General features: G+C 35.5%; 16 protein-coding genes and 3 tRNA genes. 12 read left to right on the top strand and 7 right to left on the bottom strand.

What is annotated here, in order from left to right:
- Positions 1-224: 224 nt before the first annotated feature.
- Both GOM48_RS09740 and GOM48_RS09735 read right to left on the bottom strand, forming a co-directional pair.
- On the bottom strand, positions 225-983 hold the full coding sequence (locus tag GOM48_RS09740) for a ParB/RepB/Spo0J family partition protein (RefSeq protein WP_235097595.1): 759 nt from the start codon (positions 981-983) through the stop codon (positions 225-227).
- Between the two features lie 57 nt (positions 984-1,040).
- Positions 1,041-2,231 carry a S1C family serine protease gene (locus tag GOM48_RS09735; RefSeq protein WP_235097593.1) on the bottom strand — a complete coding sequence of 397 codons (1,191 nt, stop codon included), beginning with the start codon at positions 2,229-2,231 and terminating at the stop codon, positions 1,041-1,043.
- Positions 2,232-2,415: 184 nt separating this feature from the next.
- On the opposite strand from GOM48_RS09735, the gene rlmH reads away from it, so the two are divergent.
- The 7 genes from rlmH (at position 2,416) to GOM48_RS09700 (ending at position 5,583) form a co-directional block, all read left to right on the top strand.
- Positions 2,416-2,895 carry a 23S rRNA (pseudouridine(1915)-N(3))-methyltransferase RlmH gene (gene rlmH / locus GOM48_RS09730; RefSeq protein ID WP_235097591.1) on the top strand — a complete coding sequence of 160 codons (480 nt, stop codon included), beginning with the start codon at positions 2,416-2,418 and terminating at the stop codon, positions 2,893-2,895.
- 43 nt (positions 2,896-2,938) lie between these two features.
- Positions 2,939-3,012 (top strand) — tRNA-Arg (locus GOM48_RS09725).
- Positions 3,013-3,177: 165 nt separating this feature from the next.
- Positions 3,178-3,300, top strand: coding sequence for a competence-stimulating peptide ComC (gene comC, locus GOM48_RS09720; protein WP_235097589.1), 123 nt, complete (start codon positions 3,178-3,180; stop codon positions 3,298-3,300).
- A 12-nt stretch (positions 3,301-3,312) separates the two neighbouring features.
- Positions 3,313-4,632 (top strand): competence system sensor histidine kinase ComD, encoded by a 1,320-nt coding sequence (gene comD, locus GOM48_RS09715; protein WP_235097586.1) that lies wholly within the window; start codon positions 3,313-3,315, stop codon positions 4,630-4,632.
- Positions 4,629-5,381, top strand: coding sequence for a competence system response regulator transcription factor ComE (comE, locus tag GOM48_RS09710; protein ID WP_235097585.1), 753 nt, complete (start codon positions 4,629-4,631; stop codon positions 5,379-5,381). The genes comD and comE overlap by 4 nt, the downstream gene beginning before the upstream one ends.
- 51 nt (positions 5,382-5,432) lie before the next feature.
- Positions 5,433-5,504 (top strand) — tRNA-Glu (locus GOM48_RS09705).
- Between the two features lie 5 nt (positions 5,505-5,509).
- Positions 5,510-5,583: transfer RNA gene (locus tag GOM48_RS09700), tRNA-Asn, on the top strand.
- A gap of 37 nt (positions 5,584-5,620) precedes the next feature.
- On the opposite strand, the gene GOM48_RS09695 is transcribed toward GOM48_RS09700, so the two are convergent.
- The gene (locus GOM48_RS09695; RefSeq protein WP_235097583.1) at positions 5,621-6,163 is read right to left on the bottom strand and encodes a TetR/AcrR family transcriptional regulator; all 543 of its coding nucleotides are present in this window, start codon (positions 6,161-6,163) and stop codon (positions 5,621-5,623) included.
- A gap of 128 nt (positions 6,164-6,291) precedes the next feature.
- On the opposite strand from GOM48_RS09695, the gene GOM48_RS09690 reads away from it, so the two are divergent.
- On the top strand, positions 6,292-8,934 hold the full coding sequence (locus GOM48_RS09690; protein WP_235097582.1) for a YhgE/Pip domain-containing protein: 2,643 nt from the start codon (positions 6,292-6,294) through the stop codon (positions 8,932-8,934).
- Between the two features lie 21 nt (positions 8,935-8,955).
- Here the strand turns inward: GOM48_RS09690 and GOM48_RS09685 are convergent, their stop codons facing one another.
- The gene (locus GOM48_RS09685; protein ID WP_235097580.1) at positions 8,956-11,508 is read right to left on the bottom strand and encodes a YfhO family protein; all 2,553 of its coding nucleotides are present in this window, start codon (positions 11,506-11,508) and stop codon (positions 8,956-8,958) included.
- Between the two features lie 61 nt (positions 11,509-11,569).
- Positions 11,570-13,192: an ATP-binding cassette domain-containing protein gene (locus tag GOM48_RS09680; protein ID WP_125449725.1), complete on the bottom strand. Its 1,623-nt coding sequence runs from the start codon at positions 13,190-13,192 to the stop codon at positions 11,570-11,572.
- 195 nt (positions 13,193-13,387) lie between these two features.
- Between GOM48_RS09680 and trpS the strand changes: the two genes are divergently transcribed.
- Both trpS and guaB read left to right on the top strand, forming a co-directional pair.
- The gene (trpS, locus tag GOM48_RS09675) at positions 13,388-14,413 is read left to right on the top strand and encodes a tryptophan--tRNA ligase (RefSeq protein ID WP_235097578.1); all 1,026 of its coding nucleotides are present in this window, start codon (positions 13,388-13,390) and stop codon (positions 14,411-14,413) included.
- Positions 14,414-14,574: 161 nt separating this feature from the next.
- Positions 14,575-16,053, top strand: coding sequence for an IMP dehydrogenase (guaB, locus tag GOM48_RS09670; RefSeq protein WP_173259338.1), 1,479 nt, complete (start codon positions 14,575-14,577; stop codon positions 16,051-16,053).
- A gap of 52 nt (positions 16,054-16,105) precedes the next feature.
- Here guaB and recF read toward each other — a convergent pair whose 3' ends face one another.
- Together recF and yaaA are read right to left on the bottom strand one after the other, a co-directional pair.
- Positions 16,106-17,203: a DNA replication/repair protein RecF gene (recF, locus tag GOM48_RS09665; RefSeq protein WP_125416154.1), complete on the bottom strand. Its 1,098-nt coding sequence runs from the start codon at positions 17,201-17,203 to the stop codon at positions 16,106-16,108.
- A 2-nt stretch (positions 17,204-17,205) separates the two neighbouring features.
- Positions 17,206-17,574: a S4 domain-containing protein YaaA gene (yaaA, locus tag GOM48_RS09660; protein ID WP_235097576.1), complete on the bottom strand. Its 369-nt coding sequence runs from the start codon at positions 17,572-17,574 to the stop codon at positions 17,206-17,208.
- A gap of 160 nt (positions 17,575-17,734) precedes the next feature.
- Here yaaA and yfmF point away from each other — a divergent pair, with 160 nt between their 5' ends.
- Together yfmF and yfmH are read left to right on the top strand one after the other, a co-directional pair.
- The gene (gene yfmF / locus GOM48_RS09655) at positions 17,735-18,985 is read left to right on the top strand and encodes an EF-P 5-aminopentanol modification-associated protein YfmF (RefSeq protein ID WP_125416150.1); all 1,251 of its coding nucleotides are present in this window, start codon (positions 17,735-17,737) and stop codon (positions 18,983-18,985) included.
- A complete protein-coding gene (gene yfmH, locus GOM48_RS09650) occupies positions 18,982-20,265 on the top strand; it encodes an EF-P 5-aminopentanol modification-associated protein YfmH (protein ID WP_235097574.1) in 1,284 nt (427 codons plus the stop codon). The genes yfmF and yfmH overlap by 4 nt, the downstream gene beginning before the upstream one ends.
- Positions 20,266-20,293 lie beyond the last annotated feature (28 nt).

The raw sequence follows: 20,293 nt of genomic DNA, 5'->3' as shown, positions 1-20,293 counted from the left end.
CGATTATCCCCCTCCTTTGCTATATTTGATGTAAAAAGGTTTATTGTTAGATTTATTTTACCATAGATGCTAGCATTTTTCCACAATCTGTGGAAAAGAATCCACAATGTTTACACTTTTTATCCACAGGTTGGGGATAAGTGAGGGATTTCCTTGAATTCTTTGGTTTTTTGCTATAAAAAATAGTGGATAAATTTGTGGGTTGAAAAAATAAAAGAACAGCCTTATTTCAGGCTGTTGATAATTCTGTCATATTCTTCTTGGTTTGAAAAAGAAATAATAACCTTTCCAGTATCTTTTTTAGAAAGTTTAATTTCTACATTTAATCCAAGTAGTTTTTTTAATTTATCTTCCTCATCTTTGATGAAAGAATCACTTTTTTTCTGCTTCTTTTGTTTTTTCTCTGTCAGCAGTGTTTCTAACTTTCTCACAGAGATGTCTTCATTTTTGATCAATTGGAAGAAATATTCCTGTCGCTCTTTATCCAAACCAACTAGTGAGCGTGCATGAGCTTGAGAAATTTTTCCATTTTCTACTTCAGATAAGATATGCTCTGGTAGGGAAAGCAAACGAATAAAATTAGTGATATAAGGACGAGATTTTCCCATTTTATCTGCTATTTCGGTATGGGTATATCCTTTTTCAACTAAAGAGTCATAGGCGCGTGCCTCTTCAACTGGATTCAAGTTTTCTCTCTGTAAATTCTCAATGATAGACTGAATCATCATTTCCTGATCTGAGAGGTGCTTCACAACGGCTGGAATAGAAGTGAGACCAGCTAAGAGAGAAGCCCGATATCGTCTTTCTCCTGCAAGGATTTCATAACCAATTACAGGAGATTGACGAACGATGATGGGTTGGATGACCCCATTTTCTTTGATTGACTCAGCCAATTCCCTTAGTTTATCTGCATTAAATTCTTTTCGAGGTTGATAGGGATTTTTTTGTATTTCCGATATAGAAATCATTTCAAATTTTTCCATGATTCTACACTAACATATCTTTTATTATATGTAAAGTTTTCTTTACACTGATGTCAATTAAGATTCTAAATCACTTGTACTTTTATCTAGTTTAACAGTTGTAGTCTCCTCTTTCCCATTTCGATAGTAGGTGATTTTAATGGTGTCTCCGATAGAATGGTTGTAAAGAGCACTCTGTAAATCTGTTGACGAAGAAGTCTCCTTGTCGTCAACTTTGGTAATAACGTCGTATTTTTCAAGGTGACCAGATGCAGGCATATTACTTTGAACAGATTTTACCACTACACCAGAAGTTACGCTACTTGGAATATTGAGTTTTCTAAGATCACTAGCTCCGATATTAGCTAAATTAACCATTTGAATTCCAAGAGCAGGGCGAGTCACTTTACCATCACTTTCAAGCTGTTTAATAATATTTTGAGCATCATTTGATGGGATTGCAAAACCAAGACCTTCGACAGAGGTTCCACCATTACTTGCAATTTTACTTGATGTAATCCCGATAACTTGGCCCTGAATGTTTACAAGTGGACCACCAGAGTTACCAGGGTTAATAGCAGTATCTGTCTGAATAGCTTTTGTAGAAATCGCTTGACCATCTTGAGATTTTAGAGAGACATTTCGATTGAGACTTGAAATGATTCCTTGGGTAACTGTATTGGCATATTCTGAGCCCAGAGGACTACCAATTGCGATTGCAGTTTCTCCGACATTAAGCTTGCTAGAATCTCCAAATTCTGCTACGGTTGTGACTTTTTCTGAAGAAATTTTTACGACAGCAATATCAGAGAACGTATCAGAACCGACAATTTCACCAGGAACTTTTGTACCGTCTGCTAAACGGATATCAACTTTTGAAGCTCCTTTAATAACGTGGGTATTTGTCACAAGGTAGGCATCTTTCCCATTCTTTTTGTAAATAACACCAGAACCTTCACTTGCTACCTGTTGAGAGTCGGTATCCGTATCTGTCTCGTCATTTCCAAAAACACTATTTTGTCGATTTGATGAATAAGTGATGACCGACACAACGGCATCTTTTACCTTATTAACGGCCTGAGTTGTTGCATTTTCATTTTTGTAGGAAGTCTGAGTAACAGTGTTTGTAGTGTTATTTGTGGCTTGACTTACTTGTTTTTGATAAAGTTGCAGTGTCACAAAACTTCCTAGGGCACCACTCAAAAATCCTATCAGAATGATGATAAGAAAGGTAACTCCTTTTTTGTAAAATTTTTGTAAGTGTTTCATAAACGCCTCCGTTTGTTTTTTATTTGATTAAAGTATAAATCTATTAACTTAATTCAAGCTTAAAGGTAGAAGTTTTACACAAGTTGTGGATAACTCGCTTTTTTTCTGTGAATTTGCTAGTTTTTCTAGATGATTCTTTGTGAATAAGATGTGAAATGAAGTGTGAATATGTTAGAATAGAAGAATGAAAATAAAAATTGTAACAGTTGGAAAACTGAAGGAAAAATACCTTAAAGATGGCATTGCTGAATATACTAAACGAATTTCTCGTTTTGCCACTGTAGAAATCATTGAGTTAGCTGATGAAAAAACTCCAGATAAGGCAAGTGAGTCAGAAAATCATAAAATATTAGAAATAGAGGGAAATCGAATTCTTTCTAAAGTTGGAGAAAGAGATTTTGTTGTTGTGTTGGCAATTGAAGGAAAAACTCTCTCTTCAGAAGAATTCAGTAAACAGCTGGAACAGGCTTCTATAAAGGGATTTTCTACCCTTACATTTATTATTGGTGGAAGTCTGGGACTATCCCCTGCTGTGAAGCATCGAGCGAATCTTTCTGTTAGTTTTGGACGTTTGACCTTGCCACATCAGTTAATGAGATTAGTTCTTGTTGAACAAATTTATCGTGCTTTTACCATTCAGCAGGGATCCCCTTATCATAAATAGAAGATTGACTTACTTCTTGTTTTTTGATAGAATGGTCATGTTAGGTCTCATAGCTCAGCTGGATAGAGCATTCGCCTTCTAAGCGAACGGTCGCAGGTTCGAATCCTGCTGGGATCAGTACATTAGAGAAGAAGCTGGGATTACTCCCAGCTTTTTTCTTAAAAAAGTGCGTTTCAGGTGCAAAACAGTGCAGTTGAGAAGAAATTTTTCTTAAATAATCTTCATTTTGTATAATAAATTTGTAAGTTAATTTACAAGAAAAACAATACAGGAGATTTTATTATGAAAAACACAGTTAAATTGGAACAGTTCAAAAAGCTTACAGAGAAAGAATTGCAGGAGATTCAAGGTGGAGAAATTAGAAAGGAAAATAATTTTTTATTTTATTTTTTTAAAAGAAAGTAAAGGGAGAAAAGAATGGATTTTTTCGCAATAATAAGCGTTATATTACATATTTTTATTACTAGTAAAAGTTATAATTTGATTTGTAACACAACTAGAAAAGAACAATACTTCTTTATTTTTTATACAGTAATAGTAGAATTTGTAGTTGAATTTTTCTTCTATTCTATATATTTAAGTGGACTAGGGATTGAAAAATTTTTATATCCATTTATTTTATACGCTTATTTTATATGGTTTAAAAAGTTTGATAAGTATAGGGGAGTATTCCTAAGTTTCCTACTTTCTCTCTTATATCACAGTACTCATACTTTTATAGCTGTAACGCTATCCTCGATAACAGGTGATGAGCTTGCATTACACTATGAAAGTATATTCTTTCTAGTAGTATTGTTGTTGACTTATTTTGTTATTTTAAAAACAATTCGTTATTTCCATTTGGAGTTTAAATATTTTGACAAAGAATATCTCTATTCTTTTTTGAAAAAAGTGCTATATGCATTTATCTTCTTGCATATCGTCTCTTTTATTTCAGATATCGTGAGTACTATTTCTCATTTAAATAGTTTTGGAAGTATTTTATCAACCATTGTTTTTATTTGCTTGTTATTGATTTTCTTTGCAATGAATTCTTATAAGGTTCAAATTGAAAAAGAGATTGCCCTAAAGCAGAAGAAATTTGAACAAAAGCATTTACAGACTTATACTGATGAAATTGTCAAGTTGTATAATGAAATTCGAGGTTTTCGTCATGACTATGCAGGTATGCTTGTCAGCATGCAAATGGCAATTGACAGTGAAGATTTACAGGAAATTGACAGAGTTTACAAGGAAGTATTAGTAAAAGCGAATCAAAAACTGCGTTCAGAAAAATATACTTACTTTGATTTGAACAATTTAGAAGATTCAGCTTTACGTAGTTTGATTGCTCAATCCATTGTTTATGCACGAAATAATGATGTAGAGTTTACATTGGAAGTAAAGGATGTTATTACTAGATTGTCAATGGATTTACTTGATCTTGTTCGCATCATGAGTATTCTCTTAAACAATGCTGTTGAAGGAGCCGCGGATAGTTACTTGAAACAAATGGAAGTTGCAGTCATTAAAATGGATTTTGAGACAGTTATAGTCATCCAGAATTCATGTAAAATCACTATGACGCCTTCAGAGGACTTATTTGCCTTAGGTTTCTCTACCAAGGGAAGAAATAGAGGTTTAGGGCTTAATAATGTCAAAGAGATTCTAGATAAATATGACAACATTATGTTAGAAACAGAGATGGAAGACAACACATTTAGACAAATTATTAGATTTAAGAGGGAATTCGAATGAAAGTATTAATTTTAGAAGATGTTATTGAGCATCAAGTGAGACTAGAGAGAATATTGAATGAAATCTCGGAGGAATCAAATATTCCTATTTCTTACAAGACAACAGGAAAAGTTCGTGAGTTTAAGGAATATATCGAAAATGATGAAGTAAATCAGCTTTATTTCCTAGATATCGATATTCACGGAATTGAGAAAAAGGGCTTTGAAGTGGCACAGTTTATCCGTCATCACAATCCTTATGCTATTATTGTCTTTATTACCAGTCGATCTGAATTTGCTACTTTAACTTATAAATACCAGGTATCAGCTCTAGATTTTGTAGACAAAGACATCAATGATGAATTGTTCAAAAAACGTATCGAGCAGAGTATTTTTTACACTAAGAGCATGCTGCTTGAAAACGAAGATGTTGTAGACTATTTTGATTACAACTATAAGGGAAATGATTTGAAAATCCCTTACCATGATATTTTGTATATCGAAACAACAGGTGTTTCTCATAAGTTGCGGATTATTGGTAAGAATTTTGCCAAAGAGTTCTATGGAACAATGACAGATATTCAGGAAAAGGACAAACATACCCAGCGATTTTATTCTCCTCATAAATCTTTCCTAATCAATATTGGAAATGTTAGAGAAATTGATCGAAAGAATCTAGAAATTGTCTTTTATGAAGATCATCGCTGTCCCATCACTCGTTTGAAAGTTCGCAAACTGAGAGATATTCTGGAGAAAAAATCTAAAAAGTAATTGACAATTAGTAAGAAATTGATATAATGGTTATATCTGCTACAGATAGATGGTCCGTTGGTCAAGGGGTTAAGACACCGCCTTTTCACGGCGGTAACACGGGTTCGAATCCCGTACGGACTATTTTATCCGCCATAGCTCAGTTGGTAGTAGCGCATGACTGTTAATCATGATGTCGTAGGTTCGAGTCCTACTGGCGGAGTCAGATAAAAAGAACACCACCCGGTGTTCTTTTTCTTTTAGTTAGCATCACCTAACATTTTCATAAGGAAGTCTGTCATTTCTTGCGGGCTTTCTTTTTTTCCATGGGCAATCCAAGTCTGGCAAACTCCAAATAGGGCATTTGTGAGATAAATGCTACTGTATTCTAATTCAATTGGATTTAGTTGTAGTTGCATAAAACGTTTCTGAAGATCAGTACTAAGCATAATATGCAGTTTATTTCTCAAGAAATTTTGGATTTCTTTGGTTCCATTTTCAGAAAGAAGAGAAGCCAGAAGTGGTTCAGACTCTAAATATTCAAATACTTCTAAAATAGCATCTCTTTTATGATGGGCATGTTTTTGGAAAATATACTCAAAGGTATGAAAGAGCTTACTTTGGTAATGTTCAATCATATCATACTTATCCTTGTAGTGAGTGTAAAAGCTGGAACGACTAATTCCGGCTTTTTCTGCTAACTTGACAGTAGAAATTTGATCAAAGGGTTGGTCCATCAATAATTGAACCATGGCATTTTCGATAATTCGTTTTGTTTTTAAACGTTTGTTACTTTCTTTCATACTTTCTCCTTGTACACAAAAATAGACTATATGTCTAAAAAAGTATTTTTTACCTTGTAATTTGGATTTTTTGATGTATAATCTATTATATCAAAATTTTAGACAATATGTTTAAAAAAGGAGGAAATATGTTTAAAGAATGGAAAGCAATATTTAAAAAACCGACCTTTATCATTGTAATGATAGGAATTTCTCTCATTCCAGCTCTATACAACATTATATTTTTATCGTCCATGTGGGATCCATATGGTCAAGTATCGGAGTTACCTGTAGCAGTTGTCAATAAAGATAAGGAAGCTTCTTATAATGGACAGACGATGACAATAGGTGAAGACATGGTGTCTAATTTAAAAGAAAATAAGACTTTAGATTTTCATTTTGTTAATGAAGAGGAAGGGGAAAAAGGGCTAGAAGATGGTGACTACTATATGGTAGTGACTTTACCAAGTGACTTATCTGAAAAAGCTACCTCAATTCTAACGAATCATCCTGAACAGATGCAGATTGATTATCAGACGTCAAGTGGACATAGTTTTATTGCTAGCAAGATGAGCGATTCTGCGATGACACAATTGAAGCAGAATGTTTCTACCAATGTAACCGAGACCTATACTAAAGCCTTATTTGATAAGATGATCGAATTAAAGGATGGTATGAGTCAAGCGGCTTCTGGTAGTGAAAAATTAACTGATGGAGCGAATCAGTTAGTGACAGGTAGTCAAACATTGACTACTAACCTACACTCTTTAGCAGCTTCAAGTTTAACATTTTCAAATGGAACGGAGCAGTTTACTAAAGGATTATCCTCTTATGTCTCTGGTGTTGAACAACTTCATCTTGGCTTAGGGAATTTTAATAGTGGATTGCTTACATATACTGGTGCAGTGAGTCAATTAGATAGGGGATTAGGTCAATTATCTTCTAAAAGTCCTGAATTAGTAAGAGGAATCAATCAATTATATACTGGTGTAGAATCCTATACTGGCGGTGTTTCTCAACTTAATGCTGGTCTTAATCAATTTTCATCTGGTGTTAGTGCCTATACAAACGGAGTGGGAAATCTTGCAACAGGTGCTAATCAGTTATCTAATCAATCAGCTACACTTCGAATGGGTGTGGAGCAATTAAGTGAAGGGATTCAACAACTTTCTAGTAAGTTAGATGCTTCGTCTGGGAAAAAAGATCAAATTAATCAATTATCTTCTGGTCTAAATCAGTTAAATAAAGCCATTCAAAATATTGATGTTGGAGATACAAAACAATTGTCTTCTGTTTTATCAAGTATAGTTTCTCTTTCTAATCAAATGTTAGCAAGTGCTCAGTCTGATAAAGCAGCTATATTAGCAAATATTCAAGCGACAGCAGCTTATCAATCCTTGACAAGTGAGCAACAAGCTGAGATAAGTGCTTCTGTATCTCAAAATTCGACTGATAGTATTCAATCGGCTCAGTCAATTATAGCTTTAGTACAAGGTTTACAGGGAAGTTTAGAAAACTTACAAAATCAATCTTCAAATCTTTCGACGTTAAAAAATCAAGCTAATCAAGTATTACCGCTTGCTTCTACTTCTTTGACAGGATTGTCAAGTGGATTAACAGAAATACAGGGATCAGTGACGAGTAAATTAGTTCCTACTAGTCAGTCGATTGCATCAGGTGTAAATGCATATACTGCACGTGTTGATAAAGTTTCTCAAGGCGCAAGTCAACTAAGTGAAAAAAATGCCACCTTGACAGGTAGTTTGGATCAACTAGTTTCAGGCTCAAACACCTTGACACAAAAATCTTCTAACTTGACAGCAGGAGTTGGTCAATTAGCTAAAAAAACTCCAGAATTAGTATCTGGTATTGAAAAATTATCAACTGGCTCTAACCAATTGAATCAAAAGAGTCAAGAATTAATGGCAGGAGTTGATAAATTACAATCAGGATCTGGTCAATTAGCAGACAAATCCAGTCAGTTACTTTCAGGTGCTTCTCAATTAGAGAATGGAGCTAATAAATTGGCAGATGGATCTGGGAAACTTGCAGAAGGTGGAACAAAGTTAACTTCTGGATTGGAAGATTTACAGACAGGAGTTGATTCATTAGGACAAGGATTAGGCAATGCTAACAATCAACTTAAATCAGCATCAACAGAATCTGAAAATGCAGAAACATTATCTGATCCTCTAGTTCTCTCAAAAACAGACAATGACCAAGTTCCTGTAAATGGGATTGCCATGGCTCCTTATATGATATCAGTTGCTCTTTTTGTTGCTGCTATATCTACCAATATGATTTTTGCTAAGTTGCCTTCTGGACGTCATCCAGAGAGTCGTTGGGCTTGGTTGAAGTCTCGCTCTGAAATAAATGGGATTATAGCTGTCTTAGCAGGTGTTTTAGTTTATGGAGGTGTCCATCTTATTGGATTGACTGCGAACCATGAGATGAGGACCTTGATTCTAATTATAATCACAAGTTTAGCTTTCATGTCTATGGTGACAGCTTTAACAACTTGGAATAGCCGTATAGGAGCTTTCTTCTCTCTTATTTTACTTTTATTACAGTTAGCATCAAGTGCAGGGACCTATCCCCTTGCTTTGACAAATGATTTCTTCAAAGGTGTCAATCCTTGGTTACCAATGAGTTATTCTGTATCAGGCTTACGACAAACAATCTCTATGACAGGAAATATTCATCACCAAGTGATTTTCCTTATTATAACTCTAGCTTTCTTTACTGCTTTAGGTATGCTAGCTTATCAACCTAAGAAAATGGAAGAAGATTAAAAAGATTGGCCAAGGAATTGGTCAATCTTTTTCTGTCTTAGATAAATTTCGTCTGTGATTATAGATCCCAAAAAGAAGAAGGGCAGTTAGTGAGCAGGCTGCTCCAATAACAAAACCATTGGGTATAAAGGAAAGTGTAATGGTGCCTTTTCCCTTTGGAACATCAACTTTCATAAAACCAGTCTGAGCCTGCTTGATTTCAAGTTTTTTCCCATCTTGGAATGCAGACCAACCTTTGTCATAAGGAATAGTGAAGAAAATAGAGGTATCTTGTTTTACTTCATATGTAGCAAATACTTTATTTTTAGAGGTGGATACTTCTACAGGTTGTTCTTTAATCTTTTGAATTGCCTCAGTAAGAGCCTGAGTATCTAAACGATAGAAGGTTGGAGATTCAAATGACACCTGAGAATTTCCAGGGAAACTAACACTGATATTGAAAGTTTTTTGTTCTTCAGTATAACCCAAATTAAAGAAATTAAATGCATTGTCAGTTGTAAAAGTCTTTTTTTCTCCATTGACAATGATGTCAACTTTCTTTTGCTTATCGTTTGTAAAATGAAGATTTGAAAAAGAGAGATAGACTTGACTATTTTGAGGAACCTCAATTTGATAATCAATCTTTGCATCTTCATTCGCAGAACCTGTGATGCTCGTTAAACCATCTGAAGTATCTGTTTTATCATATGCTATTTGGGAGAAGTAATCCATGTTGAGATTAGCAAGCTGGTTTATAAATAAAGCCTGATTATCTAGAGTGTGATTGTTAAAGTTTACATCTGTGTAAATAGATTGAGTGGCAAAGGCAATGGGTAAAGAGAGTTGATTTTTATATAAGGTTAAATGATCCTTTTGATAAATCCCTTGAAAGCCATACTTGTCAAGTGAAGTTTCAGAAATATTGTACTGGATTCCAAATAAACTATCTGCTAAAAGACTATTATTTGCATAACGGAGATTGAGGTTAGTTCCAGAGGATTTGAATCCAAGTTTGTCCAAACTAGTGCTAGCTGAACGATTTCGTACAGACGAAAATTGAGAGATTCCATTGTAGTTAAATTTCATACTGTCATTCCCTGTCTGAATTTGCAGTTTTTCAGTACGTGTAAATGGATTGTCAATTTGGTTTAGAATGGATTCCATAGCAGTAATATTTTTATTATAGGCGCTACGAGAAGCAAAGGCCCATTCTTTAGCTATTCCTTCCATTTGAGATGATGCATTTAAGCTTATCTCAGCTGTTATAAATAAAGACAAAAGAATTGCAAACAGATTTACAGAGATAAATTTTCTAATGACTGCAAGAAGTAAAAGAGCATAAACTAGTAGAAATTCAAGAGTGAGTAAGATATTCAAATCAGTTAAAAAAGAATAGTGTGATTTTAAATAGACAGTAGCCAAAAATCCTGTTAGTACAAGAAAAAGTGAGATAAATAGGTTCCAGAGCTTCAGTTCTTTCAGACGATTTAAGACTTCTGCTGCAGTATAAATTAACAGAGTGGAAAAAATCCAAGCATAGCGATGCAAAAACATATTTGGGGTGTGCATCCCTTGCCAAAATAAATCAAGTGCTTCTATGTAAAAGCTTGTTATTAAAAAAGTAAAGAAAATTGCATAGGTAAGTTTCACGTGAAACCTTATGGATTTTATTGTGAAAAATAGAATGGTCAAAATAAAAGGAAGTAATCCAACAAAAATCATTGGTATAGATCCATACTTAGTTGTATCAAAAGATCCAATGAATTGTTTTGCGAAAATATCCAGATACCAGCTACTATCTGTCTTTAATTTTGTGATGGCAGTCAACTTCTCACCATGAGTTTGTAAATCAAACAGTGTAGGAAGAGTCATAATCAAACTAGCCATTCCAGCTAAAAAGGAGGTAACAACAAAATCAAGAAAAGATGATTTTCGAGTTTTAAAGTCCCAAGAAATTTGGCAGATATACCAGAAAATTAGAAACAAAGCTGTCATGTAGCCAAAATAATAATTTTGAATAAACAAGATTGACAGACTTGTAAAGTATAGTAGGTGCTTCTTTTCTGTTATAAGCATGTGTAAGCCAGTTATAATTAAAGGAATCAAGATGAAAACATCTAGCCAGGTTTTTATCTCTAACTGACTGACAGTGAAGCTCATTAAAGCATAGGAAGTAGATAAGGCCAGTTTTAAAAATTTTGGGGTATCTTTAAATAATCTATTCAAACTAAAGAAGGTTGACAGACCAATCAATCCAAATTTTAAAAGAGTTGTCAGATAAACAGCATCTGGCATATTCGACAGATTAAAAAAGTAAACCAGAGGCGAGAGAAAACTACCCAAGTAATAACTAGATAGAGCATAGAAATTCAGTCCGAGACCACTTGTAAAAGTGTAAAACAAACTACCATTTCCATGTAGAATATTTCGTAAAGCTACATCAAAAATAACGTATTGATGGAAACCGTCTCCTAATAGTGGAGATGTATCGCTATTCCAGTAGATACCTTGAGATAGGTATACTCCTGTCATAATTACTACAGGAATGATAAAAGAAACAAAATAGGTCCGATATGTTTTAAAAAATGATTTCATGTTACCTCATAGAATGATAGAAAACTCAGTTGGTTAACCCAACTGAGTTTTGAAGTCTTATTTAGTCTTTCCAAAGGTCTTTGACTTTTGCTTGTACTTCTGCATTTTCTAAGAATTCATCATAGGTTTCATCGATACGATCGATGACGCCATTCTTAGACAAAACAATAATATGGTTTGCCAAAGTTTGAATGAACTCGTGGTCATGGCTGGCAAAGATGATTGATTCTTTAAAGTTTTTCAATCCATCGTTCAAGCTTGAGATAGATTCCAAGTCCAAGTGATTTGTTGGATCATCAAGTACAAGGACATTTGATTTCAAGAGCATGAGTTTTGAAAGCATGACACGCACTTTTTCTCCCCCTGATAAGACGTTTACAGGTTTGTTAACCTCATCTCCAGAAAAGAGCATACGACCAAGGAAACCACGTAAGAAAGTATTGTCATCTTCTTCTTTACTTGCAAATTGACGCAACCAGTCAAGAATTGACTCTCCTCCTGCAAAATCAGCCGAGTTGTCTTTTGGCAAGTAAGAACGGCTAGTAGTAACTCCCCACTTGACAGTTCCTTCATAGTCGATGTCACCCATAATTGCACGAATTAATGCAGTTGTTTGGATGTCATTTTGTCCAATAAGAGCTGTCTTGTCACCTGGACGCAAGATGAAACTAATATTGTCTAGGATAGTTTCGCCATCAATCTTTACAGTTAGATTTTCTACTGTCAAGAGATCATTACCAATCTCACGTTCTGCTTTAAAGTTGATAAATGGATATTTACGACTAGATGGCACAATTTCTTCTAGTTCAATCTTGTCAAGCATTTTTTTACGAGACGTTGCCTGTCTTGACTTAGAAGCGTTGGCAGAGAATCGAGCAACGAATTCTTGCAATTGTTTAATTTTTTCTTCCGCTTTGGCATTACGGTCTGCTAGCAATTTAGCAGCAAGCTCAGAAGATTCCTTCCAGAAGTCATAGTTTCCGACATAGAGTTTGATTTTTCCAAAGTCAAGGTCGGCCATGTGAGTACATACTTTGTTTAAGAAGTGGCGGTCGTGGGATACAACGATAACGGTGTTATCAAAGTCAATCAAGAAGTCTTCTAACCAAGTAATAGACTGGATATCAAGACCGTTGGTCGGCTCGTCCAAGAGAAGAACATCAGGTTTACCAAATAAGGCTTTAGCAAGGAGAACCTTCACTTTTTCACCATTGGCCAATTCGCTCATGTTTTGGTAGTGCAATTCTTCTGGAATATTTAGGTTTTGAAGTAGTTGAGATGCTTCGCTCTCTGCCTCCCAACCTCCAAGTTCGGCAAATTCACCTTCAAGTTCAGCTGCACGAACACCATCTTCATCGGAAAAATCTTCCTTCATGTAAATAGCATCTTTTTCCTTCATGATGCTATAAAGTTTTTCATTTCCCATAATGACGACATCAATGACACGCTCATCTTCATAGTCAAAGTGATTTTGACGGAGGACAGAGAGACGTTCATCTGGACCAAGAGAGATGTGGCCAGTTGTAGGTTCGATATCACCAGCTAGAATTTTTAAGAATGTAGACTTCCCAGCACCATTAGCACCAATTAATCCGTATGTATTTCCTTCTGTAAATTTGATGTTGACATCATCAAAAAGTTTGCGATCACTAAAACGTAGTGAAACATCAGATACTGTAAGCAATGTTTTTCTCCTATAATATGTAATACATTTATTCTACTAGAAAAGAGAGAAATATTCAAATTTTTGTTTGTCAATTTTATGTCAATTAAGTTTACAGGTTTATTTACAAAGAGTTAGTTGTTTGATTTAAATAATTTTCTGTTATTTTAACAAAAAAATGCTATAATTGAAGAGACCATTTCGAAGGAGAAAAAAATGACGAAACCTATTATTTTAACAGGAGATCGCCCAACAGGAAAACTGCATATTGGACATTATGTTGGGAGTCTTAAAAATAGAGTATTACTGCAGGAAGAAGACAAGTATGACATGTTTGTTTTTTTGGCGGACCAACAAGCATTGACAGATCACGCCAAAGATCCTCAAACGATTGTAGAATCGATTGGGAATGTTGCCTTGGATTATTTAGCAGTTGGATTGGATCCAAGTAAATCAACTATCTTTATTCAAAGTCAAATTCCAGAGTTGGCTGAATTATCTATGTACTATATGAATTTGGTTTCACTAGCTCGTTTGGAACGGAATCCGACAGTAAAAACAGAGATTGCTCAGAAAGGATTTGGAGAAAGTATTCCGACAGGATTTTTGGTTTATCCAATTGCGCAAGCAGCTGATATCACAGCCTTTAAGGCTAATTATGTTCCTGTAGGAACAGACCAAAAACCAATGATTGAACAGACTCGTGAAATTGTTCGTTCTTTTAACAACGCATATAACTGTGATGTTTTGGTGGAACCAGAAGGTATTTATCCAGAAAATGAGAGAGCAGGACGTTTGCCTGGTTTAGATGGAAATGCCAAGATGTCTAAATCCCTTAATAATGGTATTTATCTAGCTGATGATGCGGATACCTTGCGTAAAAAAGTCATGAGCATGTATACTGATCCGAACCATATTCGAGTCGAGGATCCAGGTAAGATTGAAGGGAATATGGTTTTCCATTATCTACATGTTTTTGGTCGCCCAGAAGATGCTCAAGACATTGCAGAGATGAAAGAACACTATCAACGTGGTGGTCTTGGCGATGTGAAGACGAAGCGTTATCTACTTGAAATACTCGAACGCGAACTTGGTCCTATTCGTGAGCGCCGTATCGAATTTGCTAAGGATATGGGTGAAGTGTATAATATGCTTCAAAAAGGTAGTGAAAAAGCTCGTGAGGTTGCAGGGCAAACTCTATCTGAAGTTAAGGGAGCAATGGGACTAAATTATTTTAAATAATAGATAAAATATGAATCGTAAAACTATCTCTTCCATAGAATCACAGGGATAGTTTTTTATGTTTTCTGTTATAAATATAATTGACAAATTTTCATAGAATGGTATGATAGATACAATACAAAAAGAGTCAAGCTCAAAAAGAAAGAAAAGAGGAAACTTCAATGTCTAATTGGGACACTAAATTTTTGAAAAAAGGTTTTACCTTTGATGATGTATTGCTCATTCCAGCAGAAAGTCATGTGTTGCCTAATGATGCAGATTTAACAACAAAATTGGCAGATAATCTGACTTTAAATATCCCAATTATAACAGCCGCCATGGACACAGTCACAGAAAGTCAAATGGCTATTGCCATTGCTCGTGCGGGTGGTCTTGGAGTAATCCATAAAAATATGTCTATTGCGCAACAGGCAGATGAAGTTCGCAAGGTAAAACGTTCTGAAAATGGTGTTATTATTGATCCATTCTTCTTGACTCCAGAACACACTATTGCTGAAGCAGACGAACTGATGGGACGCTACCGTATCAGTGGTATTCCAGTTGTGGAAACACTTGAAAATCGTAAATTGGTTGGTATTTTGACAAACCGAGATCTTCGCTTTATTTCAGATTACAATCAGCCAATCTCAAACCACATGACCAGCGAAAATCTTGTTACTGCTCCTGTTGGTACAGATCTTGCAACAGCTGAAAGCATTCTTCAAGAACACCGTATTGAAAAACTTCCTTTGGTAGACGAAGAAGGTCGTCTTTCTGGATTGATTACTATTAAAGATATTGAAAAAGTGATTGAATTTCCAAATGCAGCAAAGGATGAATTTGGCCGTCTTCTAGTTGCTGGTGCGGTAGGTGTTACTTCAGATACATTTGAACGTGCCGAAGCCCTTTTTGAAGCAGGTGCTGATGCAATTGTTATTGATACTGCGCATGGTCATTCTGCAGGTGTCTTGCGTAAAATTGCTGAGATTCGTGCTCATTTCCCAGATCGCACTTTGATTGCTGGTAATATTGCAACTGCAGAAGGTGCGCGTGCTCTTTATGATGCAGGTGTAGATGTTGTCAAAGTCGGTATCGGACCAGGTTCTATCTGTACTACTCGTGTGATTGCAGGTGTGGGTGTCCCACAAGTGACAGCAATCTATGATGCGGCAGCCGTTGCGCGCGAATATGGAAAAACAATTATTGCTGATGGTGGAATCAAGTATTCTGGAGATATTGTAAAAGCCCTTGCCGCAGGTGGAAATGCAGTTATGCTTGGATCAATGTTTGCTGGAACAGACGAAGCACCAGGTGAAACGGAAATCTTCCAAGGACGTAAATTCAAGACTTACCGTGGTATGGGGTCAATCGCTGCAATGAAGAAAGGTTCAAGTGACCGTTACTTCCAAGGTTCTGTCAATGAAGCGAACAAACTTGTTCCAGAAGGAATTGAAGGTCGCGTAGCCTATAAAGGCGCAGCAGCTGATATTGTTTTCCAAATGATTGGTGGTATTCGCTCTGGTATGGGTTACTGTGGTGCAGCTAACCTTAAAGAATTGCATGACAACGCTCAATTTATTGAAATGTCTGGGGCTGGCCTGAAAGAAAGCCATCCTCATGATGTACAAATCACTAATGAGGCGCCAAACTACTCTATGTAAGAAGTAAAAAAGAACTCCTGAATTTCAGGAGTTCTTTTTGTTTACAAAGTTGTCAATTTGGGTTTACAGATACTTTACCACTTTGGATATTGAAGATACTAAGATTTTCTGGCAAATTTTGCAAGTGGTCTAAACTTGTTGTTGTGATAAAGGTTTGGATAGATTGTGAAATCGTTTCTAATAATTTTAGTTGTCTAGTGTTGTCAAGTTCGCTCATAACATCGTCAAGTAGTAGTATCGGAGACTCGTTGGTAATACTTTCCATTAACTCTATTTCTGCTAATTTTATAGAGAGTACAAGACTACGATGTTGACCTTGACTTCCAAAACTAGCATCTATACCATTGATATAGAAAGTAATGTCATCTCGATGAGGGCCGACACCAGTATTCTTTTTATATAAATCTCTTGATCTACTTTTTTCTAAAGCCGTTTTAAAAGAATCCATTAACAGTTCTTCATTAGTAAAGTTGACAGATGATTGATAAGATATTGACAACTCTTCTAATTGATTTGAGATTTCTAAGTGTTTTTTTTGACCAAATTTCTCTAAATCTTTAATGAATTTTATTCGATGCTTTATAACGCGACAACCATACTCTACTAACTGATCATCTAAGACTGACAGAAATGTTTCGTCAATCTTTTGACTGGATTTTAGGTAAGTGTTTCTCTGCTTGAGTATATGGTTGTAGTTTGACAGGTCTGACAAGTAGATTGGTTTAATTTGTCCCAGTTCGATGTCTATAAATTTTCGACGAACGGAGGGCGCTCCTTTAATTAACTGGAGATCTTCAGGTGCGAAGAGAACCACATTCATATGTCCGATGTAGTCTGAGAGGCGAGCTTGTTTTAAGTGATTGACTTTAGTCACACGCCCTTTTGGTGTTAAATCAATTTCTAGAGGTATAGAACCTGTTTTTTTCTGTAGCAAGCCAGAAAGATGGAGTTGTTCTTCATCAAAATGAATAAGATTTCTATCTGTTCGAGTACGATGACTGCGTGTTAAGGCCAAGAAATAGATTGCTTCTAGAATATTGGTCTTTCCTTGCGCATTTTGGCCTAAAAAGACGTTTAGTTTTGGATTAAAATCAATTTTTGCCTCTTTGTAATTTCGAAAGGTCTTAATTGTTAAATGTTGAAGCCACATAGTTATCTTCCTGGAAAACGTGGAGCTTGTTTGGCTTTAGGTGATGAAGTAGTTTTTTGTTTTTCTTTCTTTACACCCTTGTTCATCTCTTTGACAAGTTTAGCAATCCGCTCTTTTTCAATCTTATCTGCTTGGTATTCTTCTTGCTCTTTTAAACTTGGTTGTGTCAAGGTGATATCAATTTTTAAATCAGGGATATCAATCGTATCTCCAATACGGATTTTTTTCCCACGTCTACTTTCTAATTCACCATTAAAGTAAACTTGATGCTCCATTAAAAAGGATTTGATAGCACCGCCGCTTTGTATAATTTCAAGCTCTTTTAGGAGGGCTTGGAGCGTAATAAATTCTTCAAATAATTTGTATTCCATAATTCACCTCAATCTAAGGTATTATACCATATTTTCCCTGAAATAACTGAAGGAAAGTCAGTCAAAATGAAAACGATTTTACTTTTGAAAGCTATAAAGAGAACAAGAAAAATTTTGATTTTCGTGGTATAATAGAACTCTATATGTAAGGAGGTAAGGTATGGAGTTGGTGCCTGGAATTTCAGCACATTTTGTTCAATCCAAAAAGTTTAAAACAAATAAAATCACTATTCGTTTTACTGCTTCCTTATCTCTTGAGACAATAGCAGGACGCATGTTAAGTGCAAGTATGTTGGAAACTGCCAATAAAGCTCACCCAACATCTCAAGCTTTTCGCAGATACTTGGCAAGTTTATATGGAACAGATATTTCTACGAGTGCTTATCGTAGGGGACAGGTACATATTCTTGACCTAACATTTACCTATGTGAGGGATGATTTTTTAAGTAAAAAGAATGTCTTGACTTCTCAAATATTTGAATTGGTGAAACAGACTTTATTTTCCCCCTTAGCTCAAGATGGTGCTTTTGAGCCAGCCTTATTTGAAATTGAAAGAAAACAGTTATTGGCTAGTTTGGCTACTGATATGGATGATTCATTTTATTTTGCTCATAAGGAATTGGATAACTTGTTCTTTCATGATGAACGTCTTCAATTGAGATATAGTGATTTACGAAATCGCATTTCAAATGAGTCTCCGGGAAGTAGCTACACTTGCTTTCAAGATGCTCTCAACAAAGATCGGATTGATTTCTTTTTCTTAGGTGATTTTAATGAAGTTGAAGTGGAGGAGTGGTTGAGATCATTCTCCTTTACAGGGCGTCAAATCGATGTCAAGCCTCAGTACCAACAACCATATTCAAATGTCCTTCGGGAAGGAATGATTCGTAAGAATGTGGGCCAATCCGTTTTGGAATTGGCTTACCATTGTTCTACGAGCTATGGAGACAAGCATCATTTAGCCATGGTAGTAATGAATGGTCTGTTAGGTGGTTTTGCTCACTCTAAGCTTTTTACAAATGTTCGGGAAAATGCTGGTCTAGCCTACACTATCTCCAGTCAATTGGATTTATTTAGTGGTCAATTGAGGATGTATGCTGGCATTGATCGGGAAAAGCGCAATCAAGCCAGAAAATTGATGAATCATCAATTACTTGAACTAAAGAAAGGTAATTTTACAGATTTGGAGATTGAACAGACTAAGGAGATGATTCGCAGAACCTTATTGCTTGCGCAAGATAGTCAGAGCTCACTAATCGAGCGAGTTTACTTGAATAGTTTGTTAGGGAAATCTACATCAGATTTTGACAATTGGATTGAAAAATTAAATCAAGTTGATAAAGAAGCTATCTGCAAAGCAGCAAATAGTGTTCGGTTACAAGCGATATACTTTATGGAAGGAATAGAATGATACCAGTTACCTTTGAAGAAAAATACTATCCTGCCGTAAAGGAGACGGTTTATCAGACTCGTCTATCAAATGGATTGACAGTGTCTCTCCTTCCTAAGAAACAATTTAATGAAGTTTACGGAGTTGTAACAGTTCGATTTGGATCAGTAGACACAAGCTTTACACTATCTAAAAAAGGTTTACAGTGTTATCCAGCTGGAATTGCACATTTTCTTGAACATAAACTATTTGAGAGAGAAAATGCTGAAGATATTATGGAGTCTTTTACACGCTTGGGAGCTGATAGCAATGCTTTTACAAGTTTTACAAAGACGAGTTATTTGTTTTCGACAATAGATCATTTATCAGAAAATTTGGATTTGCTTGAAGAATTGGTAACAGTTGCTCATTTTACAGAAGATTCAGTTGAGCGAGAGAGGGAAATTATCCAACAGGAACGTGAGATGTACCAAGACGATCCAGATTCGCGTCTGTTTTTTGCAACCTTAGCAAATCTTTATCCCAATACTCCTCTGGCAGCAGATATTGTTGGAAGCGAAAAATCAATTAACAATATCCAGCTAAATGACTTAAAAGATAACTTTACAGCCTTTTACAAACCTGTCAATATGTCTTTGTTTTTAGTTGGCAATTTTGATGTAGATACGGTTGAGAAGTATTTTTCACAAAAGAAACTTAGAAACTTGGAAGACATGGTAGTAAGGAAGGAGAAGCTTACTTTACAAGCTGTCAAAGAAACAGATAGCCTTCGGATGGAAGTCTCTTCACCAAAACTTGCTGTTGGAATTAGGGGAGCAGGTGAGGTGGCAGCAGAAGATTGCTACCGTTATAATATTTTGCTAAAATTATTGTTTACGATGATGTTTGGTTGGACTTCTGAGCGATTTCAAAAGTTATATGAGAATGGGAAGTTAGATGCGTCATTGTCACTTGAGGTTGAAGTCAACAGTCGCTTTCATTTTGTGATGTTGACGATGGAAACGAAAGAACCTGTTTCGTTGTCGCATCAATTTCGAAAGGCTATTCGCAACTTTACGAAAGATTCAGATCTTACAGAGGAACATCTCGATATTGTTAAGAGTGAGATGTTTGGGGAATTTTTTAGTAGTATGAACTCCTTGGAGTTTATTGCGACACAGTATGAACCAGTCGACAGAGGAGAAACTATTTTTGATTTACCAAAAATTTTACAAGAAATTACTTTGGAAGATGTTTTAGAAGCTGGTCATCGTTTGATAGATGATGGTGATCTAGTTGATTTTACAATCTTTCCAGCTTAAAAGATTAAGTAACCCTAGAAAGAAGGAA

The organism is Streptococcus oralis, from assembly GCF_021497885.1.
GTDB classification, from domain to species: Bacteria; Bacillota; Bacilli; order Lactobacillales; family Streptococcaceae; genus Streptococcus; species Streptococcus oralis_BQ.
This window is presented reverse-complemented; position numbering and strand designations above follow the sequence as displayed.

Excerpts from the sequence above, each read along its gene's own strand:
- GOM48_RS09685 (WP_235097580.1), bottom strand. The coding sequence starts at position 11,508 with ATGAAATCATTTTTTAAAACATATCGGACCTATTTTGTTTCTTTTATC.
- yfmF (WP_125416150.1), top strand. The coding sequence starts at position 17,735 with ATGGAGTTGGTGCCTGGAATTTCAGCACATTTTGTTCAATCCAAAAAG.
- comC (WP_235097589.1), top strand. The coding sequence starts at position 3,178 with ATGAAAAACACAGTTAAATTGGAACAGTTCAAAAAGCTTACAGAGAAA.
- recF (WP_125416154.1), bottom strand. The coding sequence starts at position 17,203 with ATGTGGCTTCAACATTTAACAATTAAGACCTTTCGAAATTACAAAGAG.
- GOM48_RS09735 (WP_235097593.1), bottom strand. The coding sequence starts at position 2,231 with ATGAAACACTTACAAAAATTTTACAAAAAAGGAGTTACCTTTCTTATC.
- GOM48_RS09690 (WP_235097582.1), top strand. The coding sequence starts at position 6,292 with ATGTTTAAAGAATGGAAAGCAATATTTAAAAAACCGACCTTTATCATT.
- GOM48_RS09695 (WP_235097583.1), bottom strand. The coding sequence starts at position 6,163 with ATGAAAGAAAGTAACAAACGTTTAAAAACAAAACGAATTATCGAAAAT.
- guaB (WP_173259338.1), top strand. The coding sequence starts at position 14,575 with ATGTCTAATTGGGACACTAAATTTTTGAAAAAAGGTTTTACCTTTGAT.
- yaaA (WP_235097576.1), bottom strand. The coding sequence starts at position 17,574 with ATGGAATACAAATTATTTGAAGAATTTATTACGCTCCAAGCCCTCCTA.
- comD (WP_235097586.1), top strand. The coding sequence starts at position 3,313 with ATGGATTTTTTCGCAATAATAAGCGTTATATTACATATTTTTATTACT.
- rlmH (WP_235097591.1), top strand. The coding sequence starts at position 2,416 with ATGAAAATAAAAATTGTAACAGTTGGAAAACTGAAGGAAAAATACCTT.
- comE (WP_235097585.1), top strand. The coding sequence starts at position 4,629 with ATGAAAGTATTAATTTTAGAAGATGTTATTGAGCATCAAGTGAGACTA.
- GOM48_RS09740 (WP_235097595.1), bottom strand. The coding sequence starts at position 983 with ATGGAAAAATTTGAAATGATTTCTATATCGGAAATACAAAAAAATCCC.
- yfmH (WP_235097574.1), top strand. The coding sequence starts at position 18,982 with ATGATACCAGTTACCTTTGAAGAAAAATACTATCCTGCCGTAAAGGAG.
- trpS (WP_235097578.1), top strand. The coding sequence starts at position 13,388 with ATGACGAAACCTATTATTTTAACAGGAGATCGCCCAACAGGAAAACTG.